A 20,860-nucleotide genomic window follows, 5' to 3' on the forward strand; every position below is an offset into this window, starting at 1 on the left:
GTGGATGCTGGGTCGGCGCTGCTCATGCGCGCGTTCCGATCGGTTCGCGTGCTTCGCTCGCGGCGTCGAATCCCTCCGGCAGGGTGATGGGGCCGATCTCGTAGAGGCGTTCGGCGCCGTGCCCGTCGGGGAAGTGGGCGGGTTCGAAGAGCGGGTCGACGGTCATCGCGGCGTCCTGCCAGCGACGCGCGAAGGATCCGAACAGTCGCTGCGAGGCCTCGTTGTCGTCGGTGATGGTGGTTTCGAGGGAGTGGATGTCGTTGGAGGCTGCGACGTCGGCGTAGAGCTCGTCGAGCATCCGCCCGGCCAAGCCCTGCCCCCGGTGGCTCTCGTCGACGGCGACCTGCCAGATGAAGAGGTGGTGCGGGCGTTCGGGGCGGACGTGGCCCATCACGAAACCGACCGCGTCGTCGCCGTCGAGCGCGACCCGGCTGGTGCGGGCGAAGTCGCGGCAGTAGACGAGGTACGCGTAGGAGGTGTTGAGGTCGAGGACCTCGGTGTGCTTGGCGATGCGCCACATCTCAGAGGCGTGTTCGAGGTCGGGGACGACGATCTCCGGGTTTAGCTTCTCGACATCGTGGACGGTGGTCTCAATCTGAGTCGATGACATGCGGCACGACGTTAGCCGGGTCGTGAGAGGCCCTCAAGCTGCGCGGCGAACACTCCGGGAATACTCAGGAATGGCGTGCACTGCGTGATAAGGGCGTGAAAAAGCCTGATCAAAATTGATTTCTCAGCGAATAATTCTTGCGGGATCGGTGGGCTGTCCAGTTCTTCCGAGCATTGTGACCGAACTGTGACGTGAGGGCCGGGCGGCGGTCTCGGGTATCGGTCTCGGGTGGCGGCAATTCTCCTCCACAGGCCGTGCGCGCGACTGCGTTTCCCCCGATTCCGCCGAGCCGGCTTCCGGGAGGATGCACGCCGGTGATGATCGCCTCATGACGAAATCGCAGCAAGACGGCGCATACGAACAGATCCCCGCCGAGGCCGGCCTTCCCGGAAGCAGCCCCGGCCTCGTGCCCGATGAAGACACCGGAGCGGAACCGGGTCTCGAGGGCTTCGTCCTCCCGCCTCTCGCGAGCGATGCGATGCTCGAGGAGCGGATGACGGAGCTCCTCCGCTCGGCCCTCCGCCGGCAATGGTGGACCTTCTTCCTCGACGAGCGCGGCCGCTTCCTCGTCGCGATGCCGATGGCCGACTACCCGGAGGATCCGGACGAACCGCTGTCGGCTCCCCTCGGCGGAACCCCCGCCGAACTTCTGGCAGACCGACTCTCCGAGATCCGCGAGGACGCCGGCGCCGAAGCCGTCGTCTTCGCCTGGGAGCGGTCCGGGAGTTCCGAGATCTCGGCGGACGATCGCGCCTGGGCGCTCAGCCTCGCCTCCGCATGCGCGTCGCGCCGCGTCCGTGTGCGGGCCCAGTTCATCGTCCACGACGACGGCGTCCGCATCATCGCCTCCGACCAGCGCGTCTGAGCGCGCCGGTCGCGAGCACCGCATCGCATCGATCGGGTCGCATCGATCGGGTCGCGTCGATCGGGTCGCGTCGATCACTGGGCTGCGCGGTCGCCCTACTGCGCCGTGCGCAGGGCTGCATCGTGCGCAGGGCTGCGCGGTCGCCCTACTGCGCCGTGCGCAGGGCTGCATCGTTCGCCGGGCTGCGCGTTCGCGGGGCTGCATGGATCGCCGGGCTGCATGGATCGCCGGGCTTGGGCGCGCGAAGGGCTGGCGCGTTCGCTGGGGTGGGCGCGCGCGGATCGCATCGATCATCGGGCTGCGCCGGGGATGGGTTCGAAGGCCGTTTCACCACGGGGGTTCGTCCGGCGGCAGGCTCCGGAACTCGCGTTCCGCCATCAGCCCGGGAGGAGCGCCGGCTGGGGCGGCCGTCGCGCCGGGCGGGAGGGTTCGGTGTCGTCGTCCGGTGGGCGAGATCCAGTCGAAGATCCCGCCTTCGCGGTGGCGGACCTGCCACGTGCTCTCGTGCTTCACATGGTGATGCTTCGAGCAGAGGTGCCCGAGATTGTCGAACGACGTCTTCCCGCCCGCGGCGAAGCCTTCGGTGTGGTCGAGTTCGCACCCCGACGCGCGACGATTGCAACCCGGGAATCTGCACGTCTCGTCTCTGACACGCAACCACTTCGAGAGATCGGCGGGCGGCCGATAGACCGTCCGGTCGACGTCGAGGACGGCCCCGCTGACCGGATGCGTGAGCAGGCGGGTGAAGGACGGGGCTCGGGCAGCGAGCTCGCGCGCCGTCTCTGCGGCGATCGGGCCGCAACCGTCGATGAGCGCGGGGGAGTCCGACCCGCCGATCAGGGTGAGCACCGGGACCGTGACATGCACCGTCGGACGCACGGATGAGGCTGCGCCGCGGTGCGGAGATCCTTCGGGTGGTACCGCCTCGATGAGGAGATCGCGGGCGACGTCGGCGCGCAGCTGTTCGGGGGTGCGCTCCTCCGGTCCGGGATCTCGGGAAACAGCGGCCGCGATCTGGTTCAGTCGGTCGTGGGCCAGTGCGGCCTCGCTCGCTTCGAGGTACAGGTGGAGCCAAGCCATGCCGTCACCGCACGGTTCGAGCTCGACGCGACGCTCTGCGAGTGCCTTCGCGTGACGTTCGGCGAAGCTCTCGGCGCGGAGTTCCTCGCGCAGCCTGCGGGCGGTGCGTCGGAGCGACGCCGGATTCGTCTCCCGGGCGCGTTCCGCAAGGGCGTCGTCGAGTTTCCCGATCAACGGGTCGCCGTCGGGAAGGTCGACGGTCGCACCGACGATGACACGAACGTGTGCGGTATCGATCTCACCGAGCTGCAGGGCGTGGAGGGTATGCGGAAGCCGCGTGCACAGGGCGCCCGCCTCTTCGGCGAGGGCGGCCATCGTGCGTTCCGACATCCGCAAGGCCGTCGCGAACTCGGCGATGACCGATCTGCGGGCCATCTCGAGACGCCGCGCGGGCGGAAGCGAGGCCGGAGTGAAGGCGTCGGCATGGCGCAACGCGTACTGCACCCCGATGTGCACCAGCACATAGCGCGCCGCCTGGAGCATCGCCTCGCTCCGTCGCGCGGCGACGGCCGCGTCGACGAGCTCGCCGAGGCTGTCGTGGGCGACGGCGACCGGGGAAAGCGGGTGGATGCGCACCTGCGACGGCCCCACGGCCGGTCGTTCGAGCGTCATCGTCATGGCTCGAGCTTAGCAGAAAACTCGAACATAAATACGAACAAAACACAGAAGAACTCTGCTAGATTCGAAGCTATGAACGGATCAGTCGAAGTCGAGGCTCAGTTTGCGCAGCAGCGCGGCGAGGCGCCGCTGCTCGGTCGGCCCGAGCGAGCGCAGCAGCACAGCCTCGGCATCCACCAGACGGGTGATCGCGGCATCCACCCGCGTGAGGCCGGCGCCGCTCATCTCGACGAGGATCCCGCGACCGTCGCGCGGATCCGTATGACGGGAGACGAGACCGCGCTCGACCAGACGGTCGATGCGGTTCGTCATGGTGCTGCTGGAGACCAGCGTCTGCTGCAGCAGCTGCTTCGGCGAAAGGCGATACGGGGAGCCCGCGCGGCGGAGGGCCGCGAGCACGTCGAACTCCCACGACTCGAGCTCGGATCTTGAGAAAGCCTCGCGGCGGGCACGATCGAGGTGCTTCGTCAGGCGGTCCACACGTGAGAACACCTGCAAGGGCGCGAAGTCCAGGTCGGGGCGCTCGCGCTCCCAGTCGTCGACGATCCGGTCGACCTCGTCGGTGTCCGCCATGCGTTCATTCTGGCAGGGCGCGCCCGGCGTTCCCGCCGCGCAGGCGCATCTGCGTTCCCGCCGCGCCGCAGCGCAGGCGCGTCGGCGCCCGGTGTTCCCGCCGCGCCGCAGCGCAGGCGCCTCGGCCCCCGGTGTTCCCGCAGTGCAGGCGCCTCGGCGCCCGGCATTCCCGCCGCGCGGGCGCATCTGCGTTCCCGCCGCGCCGCAGCGCAGGCGCCTCGGTGCCCGGCGTTCCCGCCGCGCAGGCGTCTCTGCATCCACCGTCGCAGCTCGGGCGCGACGCGGCATCCGCCGCTGCGGCACGCGCAGGCGCCGCGGCACCCGTCGCCCGTCTGGCAGACTTGGGGGCGCGCGAAGACGGCCCCGCCGCCGCGTCCGCGCGGTCCGCCATGGTGTAACGGCAGCACGACAGCCTTTGGAGCTGTGAGGACCAGGTTCGAATCCTGGTGGCGGAGCATGACCGATCAGAATCTCGCGATCATCGTCCTCGCCGCCGGCCAGGGCACCCGCATGAAATCCGCGACGCCGAAGGTGCTGCACCCGCTCGCCGGGGTGCCGCTCGTCGCGCACGCGCTCGCGACGGCGCGCGCGCTCGAATCGGCGAACGTGCTCGCAGTCGTCCGGCATGAGCGCGACCTCGTCGCCGAGGCGATCCGCGGCGAACTTCCCGAGGCCGTCATCGTCGACCAGGACGAGGTGCCCGGCACCGGTCGCGCCGTCGAGCAGGCCGTCGCCGCCCTGCCGGCAGGCTTCGAGGGCGAGGTCCTCGTCGTCAACGGCGACGTGCCGCTGCTCGACGCCGACACGCTCCGGGCCTTCCTCGCCCGCCATCGCGAGTCCGGCTCAGCTGCGAGCGTCCTCTCCGCCCGCTTCGACGATCCGAGTGGCTACGGGCGGATCGTCCGCGACGCTTCCGGCCGATTCGACCGCATCGTCGAGCAGAAGGACGCGAGCGAAGCCGAACGCGCCATCGACGAGGTCAATGCGGGCGTCTACGCCTTCGGCGCCGCGGCCCTCCGCGACCAGCTCGCGAACCTCACGACCGACAACGCGCAGGGCGAGAAGTACCTCACCGACGTCATCGGCCTCCTCCGCGGCGCCGGCAGCGAGGTCGAGGCGGTCCCGGCCGCGGAACCGTGGATGGTCGCCGGCGTCAACGACCGCGCCCAGCTGGCCGAGACGGCCGCCAAGCTGAACGCGATGATCGTGCGCGGCTGGCAGCTGAACGGCGTCACCGTGCAGGACCCGGCGACGACCTGGATCGACCTCCGCGTCACCATCGAGGCCGACGCGACGATCCTGCCGAACACCCAGCTGCGCGGGGCGACGACCATCGCCTCCGGCGCCGTGGTCGGCCCCGACACGACCCTTCTCGACACCGAGGTCGGCCCGGGCGCCGTCGTCAAGCGCGCCGACGCGACCCTCGCCGTCATCGGCGCGAACGCGAACGTCGGCCCCTTCGCCTACCTCCGCCCGGGCACCGTGCTCGACGCGGACGGCAAGATCGGGACCTTCGTCGAGACGAAGAACGCGCACATCCACCGCGGGGCGAAGGTGCCGCACCTCTCCTACATCGGCGACGCGAACGTCGGCGAGGCGACGAACCTCGGAGCCGGGGCGATCACGGCCAACTATGACGATGTCGCCAAACACCGCACCGAGATCGGGGCCCGCGTGCACACGGGTTCCCACAACGTCTTCGTGGCGCCGGTTAGAATCGGAGACGGTGCGAAGACGGGCGCAGGGGCGGTCATCCGAAAGGATGTGCAGCCCGGTGCGCTCGCCCTGAGCGTCGCACCGCAACGCAACATCGAAGGCTGGGTCCAGCAGCATCGTGCCGGTACCGCGTCCGCCGCGGCCGCCGACGCCGCCGGCGGGGCGCAGGGGGAGTCGTCGGGCGAGTGAACTGGCTGCGGCCGGAGGAGAGGACCCAACACATGTCAGGTATCGAGACCACCGGTTCGAAGCGGCTCGTGCTCGTTTCGGGGCGCGCGCATCCCGCGCTCGCCGAGCAGATCGCCGCGGAACTCGGTTCGGAGCTCGTTCCCACCGACGCCCGCACCTTCGCCAACGGCGAGCTGTACGCGCGCTACGACGAGAGCGTGCGCGGCGCGGACGCGTTCGTCATTCAGTCGCACCCGGCGCCCATCAACGAGTGGCTCATGGAGCAGCTCATCATGGTCGACGCCCTCAAGCGGGCCTCGGCCAAGCGCATCACGGTGGTCTCGCCGTTCTACCCGTATGCCAGGCAGGACAAGAAGGGCCGCGGCCGCGAGCCGATCTCGGCCCGGCTCGTCGCCGACCTCTACAAGACCGCCGGGGCCGACCGCATCATGTCGGTGGATCTGCACGCCGCGCAGATCCAGGGCTTCTTCGACGGGCCCCTCGACCACCTGTTCGCCATGCCGGTGCTGCTGAACGAGTTCAAGTCGACCCTCGACCCGGCGAGCCTCACGGTCGTCTCGCCCGACATGGGCCGGGTGCGCGTCGCCGACCAGTGGTCCGACAAGCTCGGGGCGCCGCTCGCGATCATCCACAAGCGCCGCGACCCGTTCGTGCCGAACCAGGTCTCGGTGCACGAGATCGTCGGCGACGTGAAGGGCCGCGTCTGCCTCCTCGTCGACGACCTCATCGACACGGGTCGCACGATCGTCAAGGCGGCCGAGGCGCTGAAGGCGAACGGCGCGACCGGTGTCGTCGTCGCCGCCACCCACGCCGTGTTCTCCGACCCGGCGGTGGAGATCCTGCAGTCCGACTTCATCGACCGGGTCGTCGTCACCGACACCCTGCCGGTGCCGGAGGACAAGCGCTGGGATCGCCTCACGATCCTGCCGATCGCCCCGCTCCTGGCCCGCGCGATCCGCGAGGTCTTCGAAGACGGCTCGGTCACGAGCATGTTCGACGGCGCGGCCTGATGGACATCCACACGCCCCGGCCCTGGCTCGACAGCTATGCCGAGGGCGTGCCCTCGGATGTCGAGGCGCCGCGCGAGTCGCTCTTCGGCATCATCGAGGCCTCGGTCGACGAGTACCCGGATCATGTGGCGCTCGAGTTCTTCGGCCGCGAGACGACGTACGCCGAACTCGGCGAGCAGATCGCGCATGTGGCCGAGGGGCTGCGGCGCCTCGGGGTGCAGAAGGGCGACCCGGTCGCGATCGTGCTGCCGAACTGCCCGCAGCATGTCGTCGCGTTCTACGCGATCCTCCGCCTCGGCGGCATCGTCGTCGAGCACAACCCGCTCTACACGCCGCGCGAGCTCCGGCACCAGTTCGAGGATCACCGCGCCCGCGTCGTGATCGCCTGGGACAAGGTGGTCGGCACGATCCGCGACTTCCCCGACGACATCCGGGTGCCGGCGATCGTGTCGGTGGATGTGACGCGCTCGCTGCCGGGTTCGATGCGTTTCGCGCTCCGGCTGCCGGTGAAGACGGCGCGCGAGTCGCGTGCGGCCCTCACGAACGGCGCGCGCGGCACGACGACGTGGGAGGCGCTCATGGACGCGCCCGCGATCGATCCGCACATCATCTCGCCCGACGCCTCCGACGTCGCACTCATCCAGTACACGAGCGGCACCACGGGCTCGCCGAAGGGCGCGATGCTCACGCATGCGAACCTCGGGGTGAACGCCGCGCAAGCGCGAGCCTGGGTGCCCGAGATCGAGCGCGGCAGCGCCGTCGTCTACGCCGTGCTGCCGATGTTCCACGCCTACGGGCTGACGCTGTGCCTCACCTTCGCGATGAGCATGGGCGCCCGGCTGGTGCTCTTCCCGAGCCCCGATCCGGCGCTCGTCCTGAAGGCCGTGAAGCGGCATCCGCCGACCTTCCTGCCTGCTGTGCCGCCGATCTACGACCGGCTCACGAAGCGCGCCGTCGCCGAGAAGGTCTCGCTGCAGGGCATCCGCATCGCGATCTCGGGGGCGATGCCGCTTTCGGCGGCCGTCGTCGAGCCGTGGGAGGAGCTGACGGGCGGCTATCTCGTCGAGGGGTACGGGCTCAGCGAATGCTCCCCGGTGCTCATGGCGAACCCGGTCGCGCCGAACCGGCGCGCCGGCACGGTCGGCCTGCCGTTGCCGTCGACCGAGGTGCGGATCGTGGATCCCGACGCCCCCGAGAACGAGCGGCCCGCCGGGGAGGCGGGCGAGCTGACCGTGCGCGGACCGCAGGTGTTCGGCGGGTACTGGGGCAAGGCCGAGGAGACCGAGGCGGTCTTCGTCGCCGACCCGGCAGGCGGGGCGCCGTGGTTCCGGACGGGTGACATCGTCGAGATGGACGCCGACGGCTTCGTGCGGATCGTCGACCGGATCAAGGAGCTCATCATCACGGGCGGCTTCAACGTCATGCCGAGCGAGGTGGAGGCGGCGCTGCGCGGCTACCCGGGCATCCAGGACATCGCCGTCGTCGGCATCCCGGATGCGCGCGACGGCGAGCATGTCGTCGCCGCGGTTGTGATGGAGGACGGGCGTCGCCTGGATGAGGCCGAGGTGCGCGCGTGGGCGCGGAAGATCCTGACGCCGTACAAGGTGCCGCGCCGGGTGATCGCCGTCGATGAGCTGCCGAAGTCGATCATCGGCAAGGTGGTGCGCCGGCAGGTGCGGGATCGGATCCTCGAGCAGGGGCTCTGAGCCGCACGCGAAGCATTCGAAAGAACCCTTGCGAAAGGAATCTTTAGAATACTAGGGTCGGGTCATGACCTCGACTCGGAAGCCCGCCGCCGCGCGCACCCTGCCCGCCGCCCTTCGCCGCCCCGCATTCCGCCGCCTCACGGCGGCCTGGGTCTTCACGAACCTCGGCGACAGCATCCTCTTCCTCACCATGGCCGCCTGGGTGAAAGACCTCACCGGATCGGACGCGCTCGCCGTCGGCGTGCTCGTGACCTTCGGGCTCGCCGCCTTCCTCGCGCCCGTGCTCGGGCAGATCGCCGACCGGGTGCGCCGCGCACCCCTGCTGGCCTGGGCGAACTTCGCCCTCGTGCCCGTGGTCGCCGCCCTGCTCTTCGTCGACGCGGACCGGGTGTGGATCGTCCATGTCGTCTGCTTCGTCTACGGCGCGATCGGCTACCTGACCGGCGCCGCGCAGTCGGGCGTCATCCGCGACCTGCTGCCGGATGAAGAGCTCGCCGGCGGCAACGGACTGCTCGCCACGATCGACCAGGCCGCCCGCCTCGTCGCCCCGCTCGCCGGCGCCGCGCTCTACTCGGCCTTCGGCGCGCATCTCGTCATCGTCGTCACCGGCCTGTGCTTCCTCGTCTCGGGGGTGCTGCTCACCCGCCTGCGCATCGTCGAGTCCGAACCGGAATCGGCCGAGGACCGCGGCTCCTACCTCCGCGAGCTCGGCGCCGGGTTCCGGGCCATCGGCCGAACACCCGGCCTGCTGCCGACGGTCGTCATGCTCGCGGTCGTCATCGCATCCACCGGCCTCGGCAACGTCGCCGTCTTCCCGGCCCTCGAACTCGGCTTCGGCCTGCCGGCCGCGTGGATCGGCGTCATCGTCACCGTCCAGGGCGTCGGCTCCCTGTTCGCCGGGGCGACCGCGGCGCGCGTCATCGGCCGGCTCGGCGAACGCCGCACCCTGCTGATCTCGGTCTGGCTGATGGCCGTCGGCGCCCTCAGCCTCCTCGGCTCGCACGTCGCCGTGCTCATCGCCGGATGCGTGCTCATCGGCTTCGCCGTCACCTGGATGATGGTCGCGGCGACGACGCTCCGGCAGCGGCTCGTGCCCTCGCGCCTGCAGGGGCGCGTCTCGGCGGCGTTCGGCATCGCGACGGCCGCCCCGCAGTCGATCGCGATGGTCCTCGGCGCCGGGGTGCTCGCCGCCGTGGACTACCGCTGGCTCATCGTCGTGAACGTCGCCATGCTCGCGGTGATCGCCCTGGCGGGCATGGCCGGGCGGCGGCGGGTAGGGTCGAGCGCATGAGCGAGACGCGCGAGCCGCCGGTGGATGCCGCACGCGATGCCCCCGCGAGCATCTCCGACCCGGCGCGCATCCGCGCGCTCGCGCACCCGATCCGCCTCGCCCTGCTCGAGGCCCTGCGGAACCACGGCGAGCTCACCGCGACCGAGGCCGGCGAAGCCGTCGGCGAGTCGGCGGCGAGCTGCTCGTTCCACTTGCGCATGCTCGAGAAGTACGGCTACATCGAACGCGCAGAGCCGCGCGGCCGCGAGAAACCGTGGCGCATCCGCGAGAGCTTCTGGGCGACGGAGCCCGATCTCGCCGAGCACGACGGGCTCGCCTCCTCGGCGGCCCTCGGCGAGGCGATGATCGATCACGAGGCGCGCCGCGCGCGCGCCTGGCTGCAGGATCAGCTCGCCGTCACCGACGTCGACGAGCGCCGGGTGCAGGCGGCCATGATGACGACCGCCGACTTCTGGGCGACCGACGACGAGCTCGCCGAACTCAAGGCGGACCTCCTCGCGATCCTCGAACGTTTCGAGGAGCGCACCGACCGCCCCGAGACCCGCCCCGACGGCGCCAGGCGCGCGCACCTGTTCGCGGTGCTGCAGCCCGATTCGATCAGCGGCACGGCACCGGCTGAGTAGCCGGACCCGGCGCCGCACCGGCATCCACCGCGCCGGCCCCGAGACGACCCGTTAGACGCCGACGCCCGGCACGATCCGCGGCATCACCGGGAACGGCCCGAGGTTGCCGAGCGGAACGGTGCGCCCGCCCTCCTCACGGGCGTCGCACGCCCAGCCGGGGGCTCCTGCCCCGAAGAGCTCGAAGCGCACGACGCCGACGGCGTCGTCGTCGAACGCCCGCGCATGCACATTGCAGACGGCGACCGCCGTCGAATGCGACACCGAGACGGTCGAGAGCACGACGGGCAGGACGAGGGCGACGAGCGCCACGAGCACGACCCAGCGGATCACGCGCCTCCGGCGGGCGAACGGCGAGGACTCGCCGTGCGGTTCGTAGCCGGCGAGTTCGGGGTGGGTGTCGTCGTTCAGTGCCAGCTCGGCTCGGTCTCGATCTCGCTGCGGTCGCCCGACCACAGCGTGTGGAAGACGCCGTCCTTGTCGACACGCTTGTAGGTGTGCGCGCCGAAGAAGTCGCGCTGGCCCTGGATGAGCGCGGCGGGCAGGCGCTTGGCGCGCAGGCCGTCGTAGTAGGCGAGCGACGAGGAGAACGCCGGCGTGGGGATGCCCGCGAGCGCGGCCGTGGCGACGACCTTGCGCCAGGCGCCCTCGGCCTCGGCGACGGCGTCGCGGAAGTACGGGGCGACGACGAGGGCGACGAGCTCGGGGTCGTCGGCGTAGGCGTCGGCGATGCGGTTGAGGAAGCGGGCGCGGATGATGCAGCCGGCACGCCAGATCTTCGCGATCTCGCCCTTGTCGATGTTCCAGCCGAACTGCTCGGCCCCGGCGATGATCTCGTCGAAGCCCTGCGAGTAGGCGATGATCTTCGACGCGTAGAGGGCCCTGCGAACCTCGTCGATGAAGACGTCGGCGTCGTCGGCCTTCCAGGCGACGGCCGGGCCGGGCAGAGCCTGCGCGGCCGCGCGCTGCGCGGGCTTCGAGGACAGCGAGCGGGCGAAGACGGCCTCGGCGATGCCGGAGACGGGCACGCCCAGGTCGAGGGCGTTCTGCACGGTCCAGGCGCCGGTGCCCTTGGCGCCGGCCTGGTCGAGGATGACGTCGACGAGCGGCTCGCCGGTGGCGGCGTCGACCTGGCGCAGCACCTCGGCGGTGATCTCGATGAGGTAGCTCTCCAGCTCGGTGGTGTTCCACGCGGCGAAGATGTCGGCGATCTCGGCGGGCGACTTGCCGGTGCCGTGCCGGATGAGGTCGTAGGCCTCGGCGATGAGCTGCATGTCGGCGTACTCGATGCCGTTGTGCACCATCTTCACGAAGTGGCCGGCGCCGTCGGTGCCGACATGCGTGACGCACGGCTCGCCGTCTTCGGGGGCCTTGGCGGCGATGGTCTTCAGGATCGGGCCGAGCGTCTCGTAGGACTCCGCCGTGCCGCCTGGCATGATCGAGGGGCCGTTCAGCGCGCCCTCCTCGCCGCCGGAGACGCCCATGCCGACGAAGTGGATGCCGGTGGGCTTCAGCTCGGCCTCGCGGCGGATGGTGTCGTGGAAGTTCGCGTTGCCGCCGTCGACGATGATGTCGCCCGGCTCGAAGCGGGCGGCGAGCTCGGCGATGACCGCGTCGGTGCCGCGACCGGCCTGCACCATGATGATCGCCGTGCGGGGCTTGGCGAGCGAGGCGACGAAGTCGTCGTACGTCTCGCTCGCGACGAACCCGGCTTCGGGATGCTCGGAGACGAGGGTGCGCGTGCGCTCGGGGGAGCGGTTGAACACGGCGACGGTGTTGCCGTCGCGGCTCGCCAGATTGCGGGCCAGGTTCGAGCCCATGACGGCGAGGCCGACGACCCCGATGTTCGCGGTTCCGGTTGCAGGCACGGAGGTTCTCCTCGGTAGTGGAAGCGGGTTCGGCTCCAGCGTACTGCGACCGCACCTCACTGTTGCGGGGAGTGGCGGTGAGGTGCGCCCCGGGCGGGGGCGGCGCCTCGCGGTCGGCACGTCGCGCTGCCGCGTACGCTTGCGGCATGGATCCCGCCCCGCAGCCGTCGACCCCGCAGCGCCTCGTCGTGATGGGGGTGCAGGGCTCCGGCAAGTCGACGCTCGGGCGGCTGCTGGCCGAGCGTCTCGGCGCCGTGTTCATCGACGCCGATGATCTGCATCCCGAGGCGAACCGACGCAAGATGGCCTCGGGCATGCCGCTCGACGACGACGATCGGCGGCCGTGGCTGGATGCCGTGGCGGCGGCCTTCGCGGCGGCCCCGCCGCCCGTGGTGCTCGCCTGCTCGGCGCTCCGCCGCCGGTATCGCGACCGGGTGCGCGAAGCGGTGCCGGATGCGGTGTTCGTGCATCCGGCCGGCACGCGGTCGCTGCTGCGGCAGCGGCTCGCGGGCCGCGACCACGAGTTCATGCCCGCGCGCCTGCTCGACGGGCAGCTCGCCACGCTCGAACCGCTCGAGGCCGATGAGGCCGGGTTCGACGTGACGATCGGGCCGCCGCCGGGCGAGATCGTCGATGGGATCCTCGAGCGCCTGGCCGAAGGCGAGCCTGGTAGGCTGGGCGATTGAACTTCGGCGAGGGATGTCGGGCGAGAGCCCGTCGTCCGTGATCGACGCGGTGGCAAACGGCTTCACGGCGTTTCCTCACGCACCAGCGCTCATCAAGTGCCGCGCGTTCGAGTTGAAGACAACCCCGATCGACAGGGCGTGAAGGCCCGAAGGAGACCACCATGGACGAAGACAACAAGATCGTCGCAGAACCCCGCGACGTGTTCGGCAAGGGCGCGGCCCGCAAGATCCGCGCCGCCGGCAAGATCCCCGCCGTGCTCTACGGCCACGGCACCGAGCCGGTGCACCTCACGCTGCCCGCCCACGAGACCGGCCTCCTGCTCCGCAAGGCGAACGCCGTGCTCGACGTGCAGATCTCCGGCAAGAGCCAGCTCGCCCTCGTGAAGGACGTGCAGAAGGACCCGGTGCACCAGATCATCGAGCACCTCGACCTCATCGTCGTCAAGCGCGGCGAGAAGGTCCAGGTCGAGGTTCCCGTGCACGTGCAGGGCGAGCCCTTCTCCGGCACCATCGCCGACCTCGACGCCAAGTCGCTGCTGCTCGAGGTCGAGGCCACGCACATCCCCGAGTCGGTCGTCGTCGACGTCGAGGGCCTCGAAGAGGGCACTCAGATCCTCGCGCAGGAGGTCACGCTGCCCCGCGGTGCCGCGCTCCTCACCGACCCTGAGACGCTCGTCGTGAACGTCCACGTGCCGCAGAAGGTCGACCTGGGCGAAGAGCCCGAGGTCGAGGGCGAAGAGGCCGAGGGCGGGGAGGTCGCCGAGGGCGAGACCGCCGAAGCCGAAGGCGAGTCGGCGGAGTAAGTCCGCAGGTTCCCACACGGGCCCGGGTGCGCGAGAGCGCCCCGGGCCCGTCGTCGTTCCCGGAGGTTCGGGTGGGGTCCGCGAGTGGATGCCCGGCTACCCGAACAAGGCGGCGGCCGCCTCAGGCTCGATCTCGCGGACGATGCCGGCGAGCGTGCCTTCCAGCAGCGCGACGATCTCGGGTGCGGGCCGCCCGGCGCCGTGCACGGCATCCACGAGCATCTGCTCGACGAAGGCGATCCAGGCGCGCAGGCCGAACCTCAGAGATTCGGAGACCTCGATGCCCCGGTCGACGAAGAGCGCGGTGACGCGGTCGGTCTGCAGCACCCGGGCCTGTTCGACGACGGCGCGGATCTCGGGGTCGCCGCTGGCGGTGCCGCGCACGAGCGAGAAGAAGGTGCCGCCGTGGTCGCGCACGAAGCCGACGGTGCGCTCGAGGGTGTCGTGCAGGCGGGGGAGGGGCTCCAGTTCGGGCCGCGGCTCGGTGGCCCGCAGCATGCTGTCGCGGGCGGTGCGGACGAGTTCGCGGCTGAGGCCCTGCTTCGAGCCGAAGTAGTGGAACACGAGGCCGCGGGAGACCCCGGCATCGGCGGCGAGGGCCTCGAGGCTGATCTCGCCGAGGGGGTGTTCGGCCAGGGCTGCGACGCCGAGGGCGACGAGCTGGGCGCGGCGTTCTTCGGGGGTGAGTCGTGCGCGTCGTCCCGAGGCGGCGGCTCGTGGAGCAGGCATGCTTCGAGGGTATCGGCGACCGGCGCGGAGCCGGCGCGGATCGGTTATTGACGGCCGGTCAATAATCCGTCTACCCTCGTTCGGGTGACGACGCCGACGTCGTCGCCGTGTCGCCGCGCGAGCGGCGCATCGCTTCTTTGCATCGAGGAGGATCCATGAAGCTCTCGTCTCTCACGGGCTCGCGCGCAGGCCGCGTCGCCCTCGCCGCGGTGCCGGTCGGCGTCGCCGCGAGCCTGGTGCTGGCGGGTGTCGCCAACGGCCAGGTCCCCGTCTCGTTCGCCGTCTCGGGCAGCCAGTTCAAGATCTCGGCCGCCCAGCTGGAGGGCACCGGGTTCTCGCAGTACGCGGGCGTGGCCAGCGAGGAGGACGGCACCCCGCATCCCGTCGCGATCTCGAACATCGGCTCCGCCTCCCTCGCCGAGCTCTGCCAGTCGGTCGTGACCGAGACCCCGCTCGGCACGGTGGGGCTGCTGATCCACGCCGGCGGCGACGGCAATCCCGCGACCGCGACCGATCTGCAGATCGGCCTGACCGACCTGCAGGGCGACGCGGAGTTCGGCAACATCCGCATCGGCGTCGACGCATCCACCGTCAACACCCCCGCCAAGGGCGAGGCGGGCGGCTTCGCGCAGGACTCCGACTCGATCAGCATCGCCGGCCTCCGCCAGACCGCATGGTCCACGCACGCCGGCGTCTTCACCTTGAACGGCCTGCACCTGCAGCTGACGGACGGGGACGAGTGCTTCTGAGCCGTCGGCCGCGCCCGGCGGACGAGGCGGCGGCCGGCGAAGAGGAGGCGAACGAGGCGGCCGGGCGCGACAGGGCCGGGCACGAGCCCGGCGCCTTCGGGCGGTGGATGCGCAGCAGGCCCTCGGTTGGGGGGCTGATCACGATCGTCGCCGGAGTCGCGCTGTTCTTCTCGAGCCAGCTCGACCTCGGCAATATGCACGTGCAGGTCGGCGTCGAGGGCATGCAGGCGACCCTGCTGCCGGCGATCGTCTCGCTGACGGGGCTGCTGGCGATGCTGATGCCCAAGCAGCACATCTTCTACGGGGTGATCGCGCTCGTGGCCTCGGTGTATTCGCTCGTGTCGGTGAACCTCGGCGGCTTCTTCGTCGGGTTCGTCCTCGGCTGCGTCGGCGGCGTCGTCATCGTGTCGTGGATGCCCGGGGGCACCGCCCGCCGCGGGCGCCGTGCCCGCCGCGACGCGGAGTCGGCCGGCGAGACGGCAGCCGAGGCGGAGGAGCCGGTCGCCCTGCACCTCGTGCCCGAGGCCGACGCGGAACGGACGAGCGCATGAGGGCCGCACGACCGGTCATCGCCGGGGTGGGCCTGGCCGCGCTCCTCGTCGGCATCGCCGGCCCCGCCCAGGCGGCGGGGCCGGCCGCAGGCGCGGTGCGCGCCGAAACCGTCGGCGACTGCCCCATCGATCCGTGGTGGGGGCGCCTGTTCGGCATGGAGGAATGCGAGGAGGCGCCCGAGCCGGATCCCGGCGAGACGCCGGCTCCGACCGAGACGCCCGCCCCGGGCGAGACGGCCGCACCGGCCGACCCGGCCGATCCGTCGAAGCCGGCCGATCCGGCCGCGCCGGCGACTCCGCCACCGGCGCCGACCGACACCTCCGGGCAGGCCTTCACGACCGAGCCCGCGCAGATGTCGGGCGGGTCGATCTGGATCGAGGGGCTCAGCGGCATCTCGATCGTGACCGTGCCGCTCATCGACGGCACGACCGAGCGAGCCCTGCGCATCGAGGCCGACAAGGTCGTCGTCGGCGACTTCACCCTCGACGTGCCCTCGGGCGACGGCGGCCTGCGGAACACGGCGACGACGCTCACCGTCGAGGGCAACGTCGTGATCTACTCGCCCTCGATCACGGGCATCCTCGAGAACGGGGCGAAGCGGGTCATCGACACGCTGAGCGAACCGACGCCCGAGTCGCTCGCCGGGCTGCTGACGATCTCGCTGCCGCTGCTCGGGATGACCTCGGACACCATCCGGTACGACGATTCCCACCAGGCGACGTTCGAGTAGGCCGCAGCCGGGGCCGGTACCCTTGATCGGGGCCGGCCCCGGCCCGGCATCCACTCGCGAACGGAGCACGGCATGGCCTGGTTCCGCCGCACGCACGGACGGAAGGACCCGGCGATGGCCGAGAACACCTGGCTCGTCGTCGGCCTCGGCAACCCCGGCGACCGCTACGCGGCCACCCGGCACAACGTCGGCCAGATGGTCGCCGACGAACTCGCCGCCCGCATCGGCGCCGCGTTCAAGCGGCACAAGACGCCCTCGCGCGTGGCCGAAGGCTTCCTCGCCCCCGGCGGGCCGAAGCTCGTCGTCGCCAAACCCAACAGCTACATGAACACCTCCGGCGGGCCCGTCTCAGCGCTCGCGAAGTTCTATTCGGTGCCGCCCGAGCGCATCATCGTGCTGCACGACGAACTCGACATCCCCTTCGACGCGATCAAGCTGAAACGCGGCGGCGGCCACGGCGGCCACAACGGCATCCGCGACATCGCCCAGGCGCTCGGCTCGCCCGAGTTCACGCGCGTGCGCGTCGGCATCGGCCGCCCGCCCGGGCGGCAGGACGCGGCGGATTTCGTGCTGAAGCCCTTCGGCACGGCCGAACGGGCCTCGTTGCCCGTGCTCATCGGCGATGCGGCGGATGCCGTGGAGGCCGTCGTCGCAGACGGGCTCACCGCCGCGCAGCAGCGCTTCCACTCGCCGGCGTGAACCGTGCGCGAGGCTGCACCTGCGAACGGGAGCTCGTGGCCAGGGGCCGTGTCGGGGGTGCCGCGTAGACTTCTGCGGTGACTCTTCACGGCTTGCTCACGGCGCTTTCGCGCGCCTCCACGGTCGACGGCGCGCTCGCGCATGCCGGCCGCAGCGCCGAATTCTCCGCCCCCGTCGGGCTCGACGCCCCCCTCGTCGCCGGCCTCATCGAACGGCGCAGAGACGCGGGCCGGCCGCCCGTCGCCCTCGTCGTGACCGCGACGAGCCGTGAGGGCGAGGCCTTCGGGCAGTCCCTCGAGCCCTACCTCGGTGAGGTGGAACTCCTCGAGTTCCCGGCGTGGGAGACGCTGCCGCACGAACGGCTGAGCCCCTCGGCCGAGACCGTCGGGCGGCGCCTGCACGCCCTCAGACGCCTCAGGGAGTACGCCGACCGGGCCGAGACCCACCCGCTCGTCGTCGTCGCCTCGGTGCGCGCCGCCCTGCAGCCCCTCGCCGACAACCTCGCCGAGATCGAGCCGATCGTGCTGCGAGCCGGGGAGCGCGGGCACGACCTCGCCGAGATCGCCCGCCGGCTCGTCGACCTCGCCTATGCGCGCGTGGACATGGTGGCCCGGCGCGGCGAGTTCGCGGTGCGCGGCGGCATCCTCGACGTGTTCCCGCCGACCGCCGACCACCCGCTCCGCGTCGAGTTCTTCGGCGACGAGGTCGAGGAGGTGCGCGCATTCTCGGTCGCCGACCAGCGCTCGCTGCCGGAGCCCGTCGAGTACGTCCGCCTCGCCCCGAGCCGTGAGCTGCTGCTCACCCCCTCGGTGCGGCAGCGCGCCCGCGAGATGGTGCACGAGTTCCCGAGCATCGCGGGCCTCCTCGAGAAGATCGCCGAGGGCATCCCGGCCGAGGGCATGGAATCGCTCGCGCCGGCCCTGCTCGAACGCCTCGTACCGATCACGCACTACCTGCCGGCCGGCGCCGCCGTCGCCGTCCTCGCCCCCGAGCGCGTCGAGAGCCGGGCGGTGAGCCTCGCCGAGACGAACCGGGAGTTCCTCGCCGCCGCCTGGGTCGCCGCGACCGCCGGAGCGGAAACCCCCATCGACCTCGCCGCCGGCGACTTCCTCACCCTCCGCGAACTGCGCGAGGCCGCCCTCTACAGCGCACCGGGCGAGGCCGACCCGGGGCGCGTGTGGTGGACCTTCAGCGCATTCGACCAGGGCGACGCGCTCGAGGAACTGCAGGATGCCGCCGCAGCAGCGGCCGCGCAGGGCCCCGGCGAGGCCTACGTCCGCGTCGCCGCCGACGCCATGCCGAGCTTCCAGGGCAACCTCGAAGGGGCGGTCGCGCACGTCGGCGCGCGCCTCCGCGAGGGCTGGAGCCTCGTGATCGCCAGTGCGGGGGTCGGCCTCGTCGAGCGTGCCCGCGATGTGCTCGCCGAGCACGAACTCGCGGGGCGCATCGTGGACGAGATGCCCGCCGAGCCCGAGGCGGGCGTCGCCTACCTCGTGCAGGCATCCGCCGCCCGAGGCTTCGAGGTGCCCGAGGCCCGCCTCGGCCTGCTGTCGGAATCCGAGTTCTACGGGCGGACCGCCGGCTATGAGAACCGGCAGGCCAAGAAGCTCGCGACCCGCCGCCGCAACGTCGTCGACCCGCTGCAGCTGAAGCCCGGCGACTTCGTCGTGCACCAGACCCACGGCATCGGCCGCTTCGTCGAGATGGTGCAGCGCGAGGTCGCCACCGGCACGCGACCCAAGGGGCCCAGCCGCACCGCCGGCATCCAGCAGCAGCCCAAGGCCGTGCGCGAATACCTCGTGCTCGAATACGCGCCCTCCAAGCGCGGCCAGCCCGGCGATCGCCTCTACGTGCCGACCGACCAGCTCGACCTCCTGAGCCGCTACGTCGGCGGCGAGGCGCCGGCGCTTTCGAAGATGGGCGGCAGCGACTGGGCGCAGGCCAAGGGCCGGGCCCGCAAGGCCGTGCGCGATATCGCCGTCGAGCTCGTGAAGCTCTACTCGGCGCGCATGGCCGCCAAAGGCCACGCCTTCGGCCCCGACACCCCCTGGCAGCGAGAGCTCGAAGAGGCCTTCCCGTACGCCGAGACCCCCGACCAGCTGCAGACCATCGACGAGGTCAAGGCCGATATGGAGCGGCCGATCCCGATGGACCGGCTGCTGGCCGGCGACGTCGGCTTCGGCAAGACCGAGGTCGCCGTGCGCGCCGCCTTCAAGGCGATCCAGGAGGGCAAGCAGGTCGCGATGCTCGTGCCGACGACCCTGCTCGTCAAACAGCACATGGAGACCTTCGGCGAACGCTTCGCCGGCTTCCCCGTGCAACTGCGGGCCCTCAGCCGCTTCCAGAGCGACAAGGAGGCGCGCGAGGCGCTCGCGGGCCTGGCCGACGGATCCGTCGACATGGTCATCGGCACCCACCGCATCCTCACCGAGAAGGTGCGCTTCAAGGACCTCGGCCTCCTCATCGTCGACGAGGAGCAGCGATTCGGCGTCGAGCACAAGGATCAGCTGAAGAAGCTGAAGACCAACGTCGACATCCTCGCGATGAGCGCCACCCCCATCCCGCGCACCCTGGAGATGGCCGTCACCGGCATCCGCGAGATGTCGACGCTTGCGACCCCGCCCGAAGACCGCCACCCGATCCTCAGCTACGTCGGCCAGTACTCGGAGCGGCAGGTCGCCGCCGCGATCCGCCGCGAACTCATCCGCGAAGGCCAGGTGTTCTTCGTCCACAACCGGGTGTCGTCGATCAACCGGGTCGCCGCGCAACTGGCCGAGCTCGTGCCCGAAGCGCGCATCGCCGTCGCCCATGGGCAGCTGCCCGAGTCGGTGCTCGAGCAGATCGTCGTCGACTTCTGGGAGCGCAAGTTCGACGTGCTCGTCTCGACCACGATCATCGAGACCGGCCTCGACATCGCCAACGCGAACACGATCATCATCGACCGCGCCGATAAGTACGGGCTCAGCCAGCTGCACCAGCTACGCGGGCGCGTCGGTCGCGGGCGCGAGCGCGCTTACGCCTACTTCCTGTGGGACGGTGCGAAGCCGCTGACCGAGACGGCCGCCGACCGGCTCGAGACGATCGCCGCCAACAACGAGCTCGGCGGCGGCATGCAGATCGCCCTGAAGGATCTCGAGATCCGCGGGGCGGGCAATCTGCTCGGCGCCGAGCAGGCCGGGCACATCGCCGGCGTCGGCTTCGACCTGTACCTCAGGATGATCGGCGAGGCCGTCTCGGCGTTCCGCGGGGACGTCGCCGAAGGCCAGACCGAGCTGCGCCTCGAGCTGCCGGTGGATGCGCACATCCCCGAGGAGTACATCGACTCCGAGCGCCTGCGGCTCGAGGCGTACCAGAAGCTTTCGGCGGCGAGCGGTCCGGCGGCCGGCGACGGGCAGATCGGCGAGGTCGCCGACGAGCTCGCCGACCGGTACGGCGAAGCGCCCGAGGCGGTGCAGCGGCTCATCGCCGTTTCGCGCCTCCGGCGGCAGGCGCAGCTGGCCGGCCTCAGCGACCTCGTCGCGACCGGATCGAAGCTGCGGATCGCGCCCGCGAAGCTGCCCGACTCCAAGCGCGTGCGGCTCGAACGCCTCTACCCGGGGGCGAAGGTGTTCGCGCAGAACGACGTCATCCTCGTGCCGATGCCCGAGGCGGCCGGCGATGCCGAACTGCTCGCCTGGGTCGGCAAGCTCCTGACGGCGATCTTCCCGCCGCCCGAGCCGGCCGCGGATGCGGCGGCGGCCGGCGCGGAGGCGGCCGGCGCCTGAGG

At 71.2% G+C, this 20,860-nt stretch carries 19 protein-coding genes and 1 tRNA gene; 14 read left to right on the top strand and 6 right to left on the bottom strand.

Features of this window, described 5'->3' with window-relative positions; all coding sequences use genetic code 11:
* Window positions 1-22: 22 nt before the first annotated feature.
* Window positions 23-610, bottom strand: coding sequence for a diaminobutyrate acetyltransferase (ectA, locus tag G127AT_RS12660; protein ID WP_210897433.1), 588 nt, complete (start codon window positions 608-610; stop codon window positions 23-25).
* A 328-nt stretch (window positions 611-938) separates the two neighbouring features.
* On the opposite strand from ectA, the gene G127AT_RS12665 reads away from it, so the two are divergent.
* Entirely contained in the window at window positions 939-1,475 is a 537-nt protein-coding gene (locus tag G127AT_RS12665; RefSeq protein ID WP_210897435.1) for a hypothetical protein, read from the top strand.
* A 327-nt stretch (window positions 1,476-1,802) separates the two neighbouring features.
* Here the strand turns inward: G127AT_RS12665 and G127AT_RS12670 are convergent, their stop codons facing one another.
* Window positions 1,803-3,173 (bottom strand): HNH endonuclease signature motif containing protein, encoded by a 1,371-nt coding sequence (locus G127AT_RS12670; protein WP_210897437.1) that lies wholly within the window; start codon window positions 3,171-3,173, stop codon window positions 1,803-1,805.
* 81 nt (window positions 3,174-3,254) lie between these two features.
* A complete protein-coding gene (locus G127AT_RS12675) occupies window positions 3,255-3,746 on the bottom strand; it encodes a MarR family winged helix-turn-helix transcriptional regulator (RefSeq protein WP_210897439.1) in 492 nt (163 codons plus the stop codon).
* 383 nt (window positions 3,747-4,129) lie between these two features.
* On the opposite strand from G127AT_RS12675, the gene G127AT_RS12680 reads away from it, so the two are divergent.
* The 6 genes from G127AT_RS12680 to G127AT_RS12705 all read left to right on the top strand — a co-directional run bounded on the left by G127AT_RS12680 (window position 4,130) and on the right by G127AT_RS12705 (window position 10,281).
* Window positions 4,130-4,201 (top strand) — tRNA-Gln (locus tag G127AT_RS12680).
* 1 nt (window position 4,202) lies between these two features.
* Window positions 4,203-5,651, top strand: a complete 1,449-nt coding sequence (glmU, locus tag G127AT_RS12685; RefSeq protein ID WP_210897441.1) for a bifunctional UDP-N-acetylglucosamine diphosphorylase/glucosamine-1-phosphate N-acetyltransferase GlmU — start codon at window positions 4,203-4,205, stop codon at window positions 5,649-5,651.
* A 32-nt stretch (window positions 5,652-5,683) separates the two neighbouring features.
* A complete protein-coding gene (locus tag G127AT_RS12690; RefSeq protein ID WP_210897443.1) occupies window positions 5,684-6,661 on the top strand; it encodes a ribose-phosphate diphosphokinase in 978 nt (325 codons plus the stop codon).
* Entirely contained in the window at window positions 6,661-8,367 is a 1,707-nt protein-coding gene (locus tag G127AT_RS12695) for a long-chain-fatty-acid--CoA ligase (RefSeq protein ID WP_210897445.1), read from the top strand. Before G127AT_RS12690 ends, G127AT_RS12695 begins: the two co-directional genes overlap by 1 nt.
* Before the next feature lie 64 nt (window positions 8,368-8,431).
* A complete protein-coding gene (locus G127AT_RS12700) occupies window positions 8,432-9,658 on the top strand; it encodes an MFS transporter (RefSeq protein ID WP_210897446.1) in 1,227 nt (408 codons plus the stop codon).
* Entirely contained in the window at window positions 9,655-10,281 is a 627-nt protein-coding gene (locus tag G127AT_RS12705; protein ID WP_210897448.1) for an ArsR/SmtB family transcription factor, read from the top strand. The genes G127AT_RS12700 and G127AT_RS12705 overlap by 4 nt, the downstream gene beginning before the upstream one ends.
* Before the next feature lie 51 nt (window positions 10,282-10,332).
* On the opposite strand, the gene G127AT_RS12710 is transcribed toward G127AT_RS12705, so the two are convergent.
* Window positions 10,333-10,734, bottom strand: a complete 402-nt coding sequence (locus tag G127AT_RS12710; RefSeq protein ID WP_210897450.1) for a hypothetical protein — start codon at window positions 10,732-10,734, stop codon at window positions 10,333-10,335.
* On the bottom strand, window positions 10,686-12,146 hold the full coding sequence (gndA, locus tag G127AT_RS12715) for an NADP-dependent phosphogluconate dehydrogenase (RefSeq protein ID WP_425305860.1): 1,461 nt from the start codon (window positions 12,144-12,146) through the stop codon (window positions 10,686-10,688). Before gndA ends, G127AT_RS12710 begins: the two co-directional genes overlap by 49 nt.
* Window positions 12,147-12,292: 146 nt before the next feature.
* Between gndA and G127AT_RS12720 the strand changes: the two genes are divergently transcribed.
* Window positions 12,293-12,832: a gluconokinase gene (locus tag G127AT_RS12720; RefSeq protein ID WP_210897452.1), complete on the top strand. Its 540-nt coding sequence runs from the start codon at window positions 12,293-12,295 to the stop codon at window positions 12,830-12,832.
* 161 nt (window positions 12,833-12,993) lie between these two features.
* Window positions 12,994-13,635: a 50S ribosomal protein L25/general stress protein Ctc gene (locus G127AT_RS12725; RefSeq protein ID WP_210897454.1), complete on the top strand. Its 642-nt coding sequence runs from the start codon at window positions 12,994-12,996 to the stop codon at window positions 13,633-13,635.
* Window positions 13,636-13,731: 96 nt separating this feature from the next.
* On the opposite strand, the gene G127AT_RS12730 is transcribed toward G127AT_RS12725, so the two are convergent.
* Window positions 13,732-14,364, bottom strand: coding sequence for a TetR/AcrR family transcriptional regulator (locus G127AT_RS12730; RefSeq protein ID WP_210897456.1), 633 nt, complete (start codon window positions 14,362-14,364; stop codon window positions 13,732-13,734).
* A gap of 155 nt (window positions 14,365-14,519) precedes the next feature.
* Here G127AT_RS12730 and G127AT_RS12735 point away from each other — a divergent pair, with 155 nt between their 5' ends.
* From G127AT_RS12735 to mfd, 5 genes are all read left to right on the top strand, one after another.
* The gene (locus tag G127AT_RS12735; protein WP_210897457.1) at window positions 14,520-15,113 is read left to right on the top strand and encodes a DUF6230 family protein; all 594 of its coding nucleotides are present in this window, start codon (window positions 14,520-14,522) and stop codon (window positions 15,111-15,113) included.
* Window positions 15,104-15,664, top strand: a complete 561-nt coding sequence (locus tag G127AT_RS12740; protein WP_210897459.1) for a DUF6114 domain-containing protein — start codon at window positions 15,104-15,106, stop codon at window positions 15,662-15,664. The genes G127AT_RS12735 and G127AT_RS12740 overlap by 10 nt, the downstream gene beginning before the upstream one ends.
* Window positions 15,661-16,395 (top strand): hypothetical protein, encoded by a 735-nt coding sequence (locus G127AT_RS12745; protein WP_210897461.1) that lies wholly within the window; start codon window positions 15,661-15,663, stop codon window positions 16,393-16,395. The genes G127AT_RS12740 and G127AT_RS12745 overlap by 4 nt, the downstream gene beginning before the upstream one ends.
* A 114-nt stretch (window positions 16,396-16,509) precedes the next feature.
* On the top strand, window positions 16,510-17,094 hold the full coding sequence (gene pth, locus G127AT_RS12750) for an aminoacyl-tRNA hydrolase (RefSeq protein ID WP_210902125.1): 585 nt from the start codon (window positions 16,510-16,512) through the stop codon (window positions 17,092-17,094).
* Between the two features lie 77 nt (window positions 17,095-17,171).
* Window positions 17,172-20,858, top strand: coding sequence for a transcription-repair coupling factor (gene mfd, locus G127AT_RS12755; protein WP_210897463.1), 3,687 nt, complete (start codon window positions 17,172-17,174; stop codon window positions 20,856-20,858).
* Window positions 20,859-20,860 lie beyond the last annotated feature (2 nt).

It is taken from the genome of Agromyces archimandritae (assembly GCF_018024495.1).
Classification (GTDB): Bacteria; Actinomycetota; Actinomycetes; order Actinomycetales; family Microbacteriaceae; genus Agromyces; species Agromyces archimandritae.

What these genes read in the sequence shown, in the direction of transcription:
- ectA (WP_210897433.1), bottom strand. Translation starts at nt 610, where the DNA reads ATGTCATCGACTCAGATTGAGACCACCGTCCACGATGTCGAGAAGCTA.
- G127AT_RS12665 (WP_210897435.1), top strand. Translation starts at nt 939, where the DNA reads ATGACGAAATCGCAGCAAGACGGCGCATACGAACAGATCCCCGCCGAG.
- G127AT_RS12670 (WP_210897437.1), bottom strand. Translation starts at nt 3,173, where the DNA reads ATGACGATGACGCTCGAACGACCGGCCGTGGGGCCGTCGCAGGTGCGC.
- G127AT_RS12675 (WP_210897439.1), bottom strand. Translation starts at nt 3,746, where the DNA reads ATGGCGGACACCGACGAGGTCGACCGGATCGTCGACGACTGGGAGCGC.
- glmU (WP_210897441.1), top strand. Translation starts at nt 4,203, where the DNA reads ATGACCGATCAGAATCTCGCGATCATCGTCCTCGCCGCCGGCCAGGGC.
- G127AT_RS12690 (WP_210897443.1), top strand. Translation starts at nt 5,684, where the DNA reads ATGTCAGGTATCGAGACCACCGGTTCGAAGCGGCTCGTGCTCGTTTCG.
- G127AT_RS12695 (WP_210897445.1), top strand. Translation starts at nt 6,661, where the DNA reads ATGGACATCCACACGCCCCGGCCCTGGCTCGACAGCTATGCCGAGGGC.
- G127AT_RS12700 (WP_210897446.1), top strand. Translation starts at nt 8,432, where the DNA reads ATGACCTCGACTCGGAAGCCCGCCGCCGCGCGCACCCTGCCCGCCGCC.
- G127AT_RS12705 (WP_210897448.1), top strand. Translation starts at nt 9,655, where the DNA reads ATGAGCGAGACGCGCGAGCCGCCGGTGGATGCCGCACGCGATGCCCCC.
- G127AT_RS12720 (WP_210897452.1), top strand. Translation starts at nt 12,293, where the DNA reads ATGGATCCCGCCCCGCAGCCGTCGACCCCGCAGCGCCTCGTCGTGATG.
- G127AT_RS12725 (WP_210897454.1), top strand. Translation starts at nt 12,994, where the DNA reads ATGGACGAAGACAACAAGATCGTCGCAGAACCCCGCGACGTGTTCGGC.
- G127AT_RS12730 (WP_210897456.1), bottom strand. Translation starts at nt 14,364, where the DNA reads ATGCCTGCTCCACGAGCCGCCGCCTCGGGACGACGCGCACGACTCACC.
- G127AT_RS12735 (WP_210897457.1), top strand. Translation starts at nt 14,520, where the DNA reads ATGAAGCTCTCGTCTCTCACGGGCTCGCGCGCAGGCCGCGTCGCCCTC.
- G127AT_RS12745 (WP_210897461.1), top strand. Translation starts at nt 15,661, where the DNA reads ATGAGGGCCGCACGACCGGTCATCGCCGGGGTGGGCCTGGCCGCGCTC.
- pth (WP_210902125.1), top strand. Translation starts at nt 16,510, where the DNA reads ATGGCCGAGAACACCTGGCTCGTCGTCGGCCTCGGCAACCCCGGCGAC.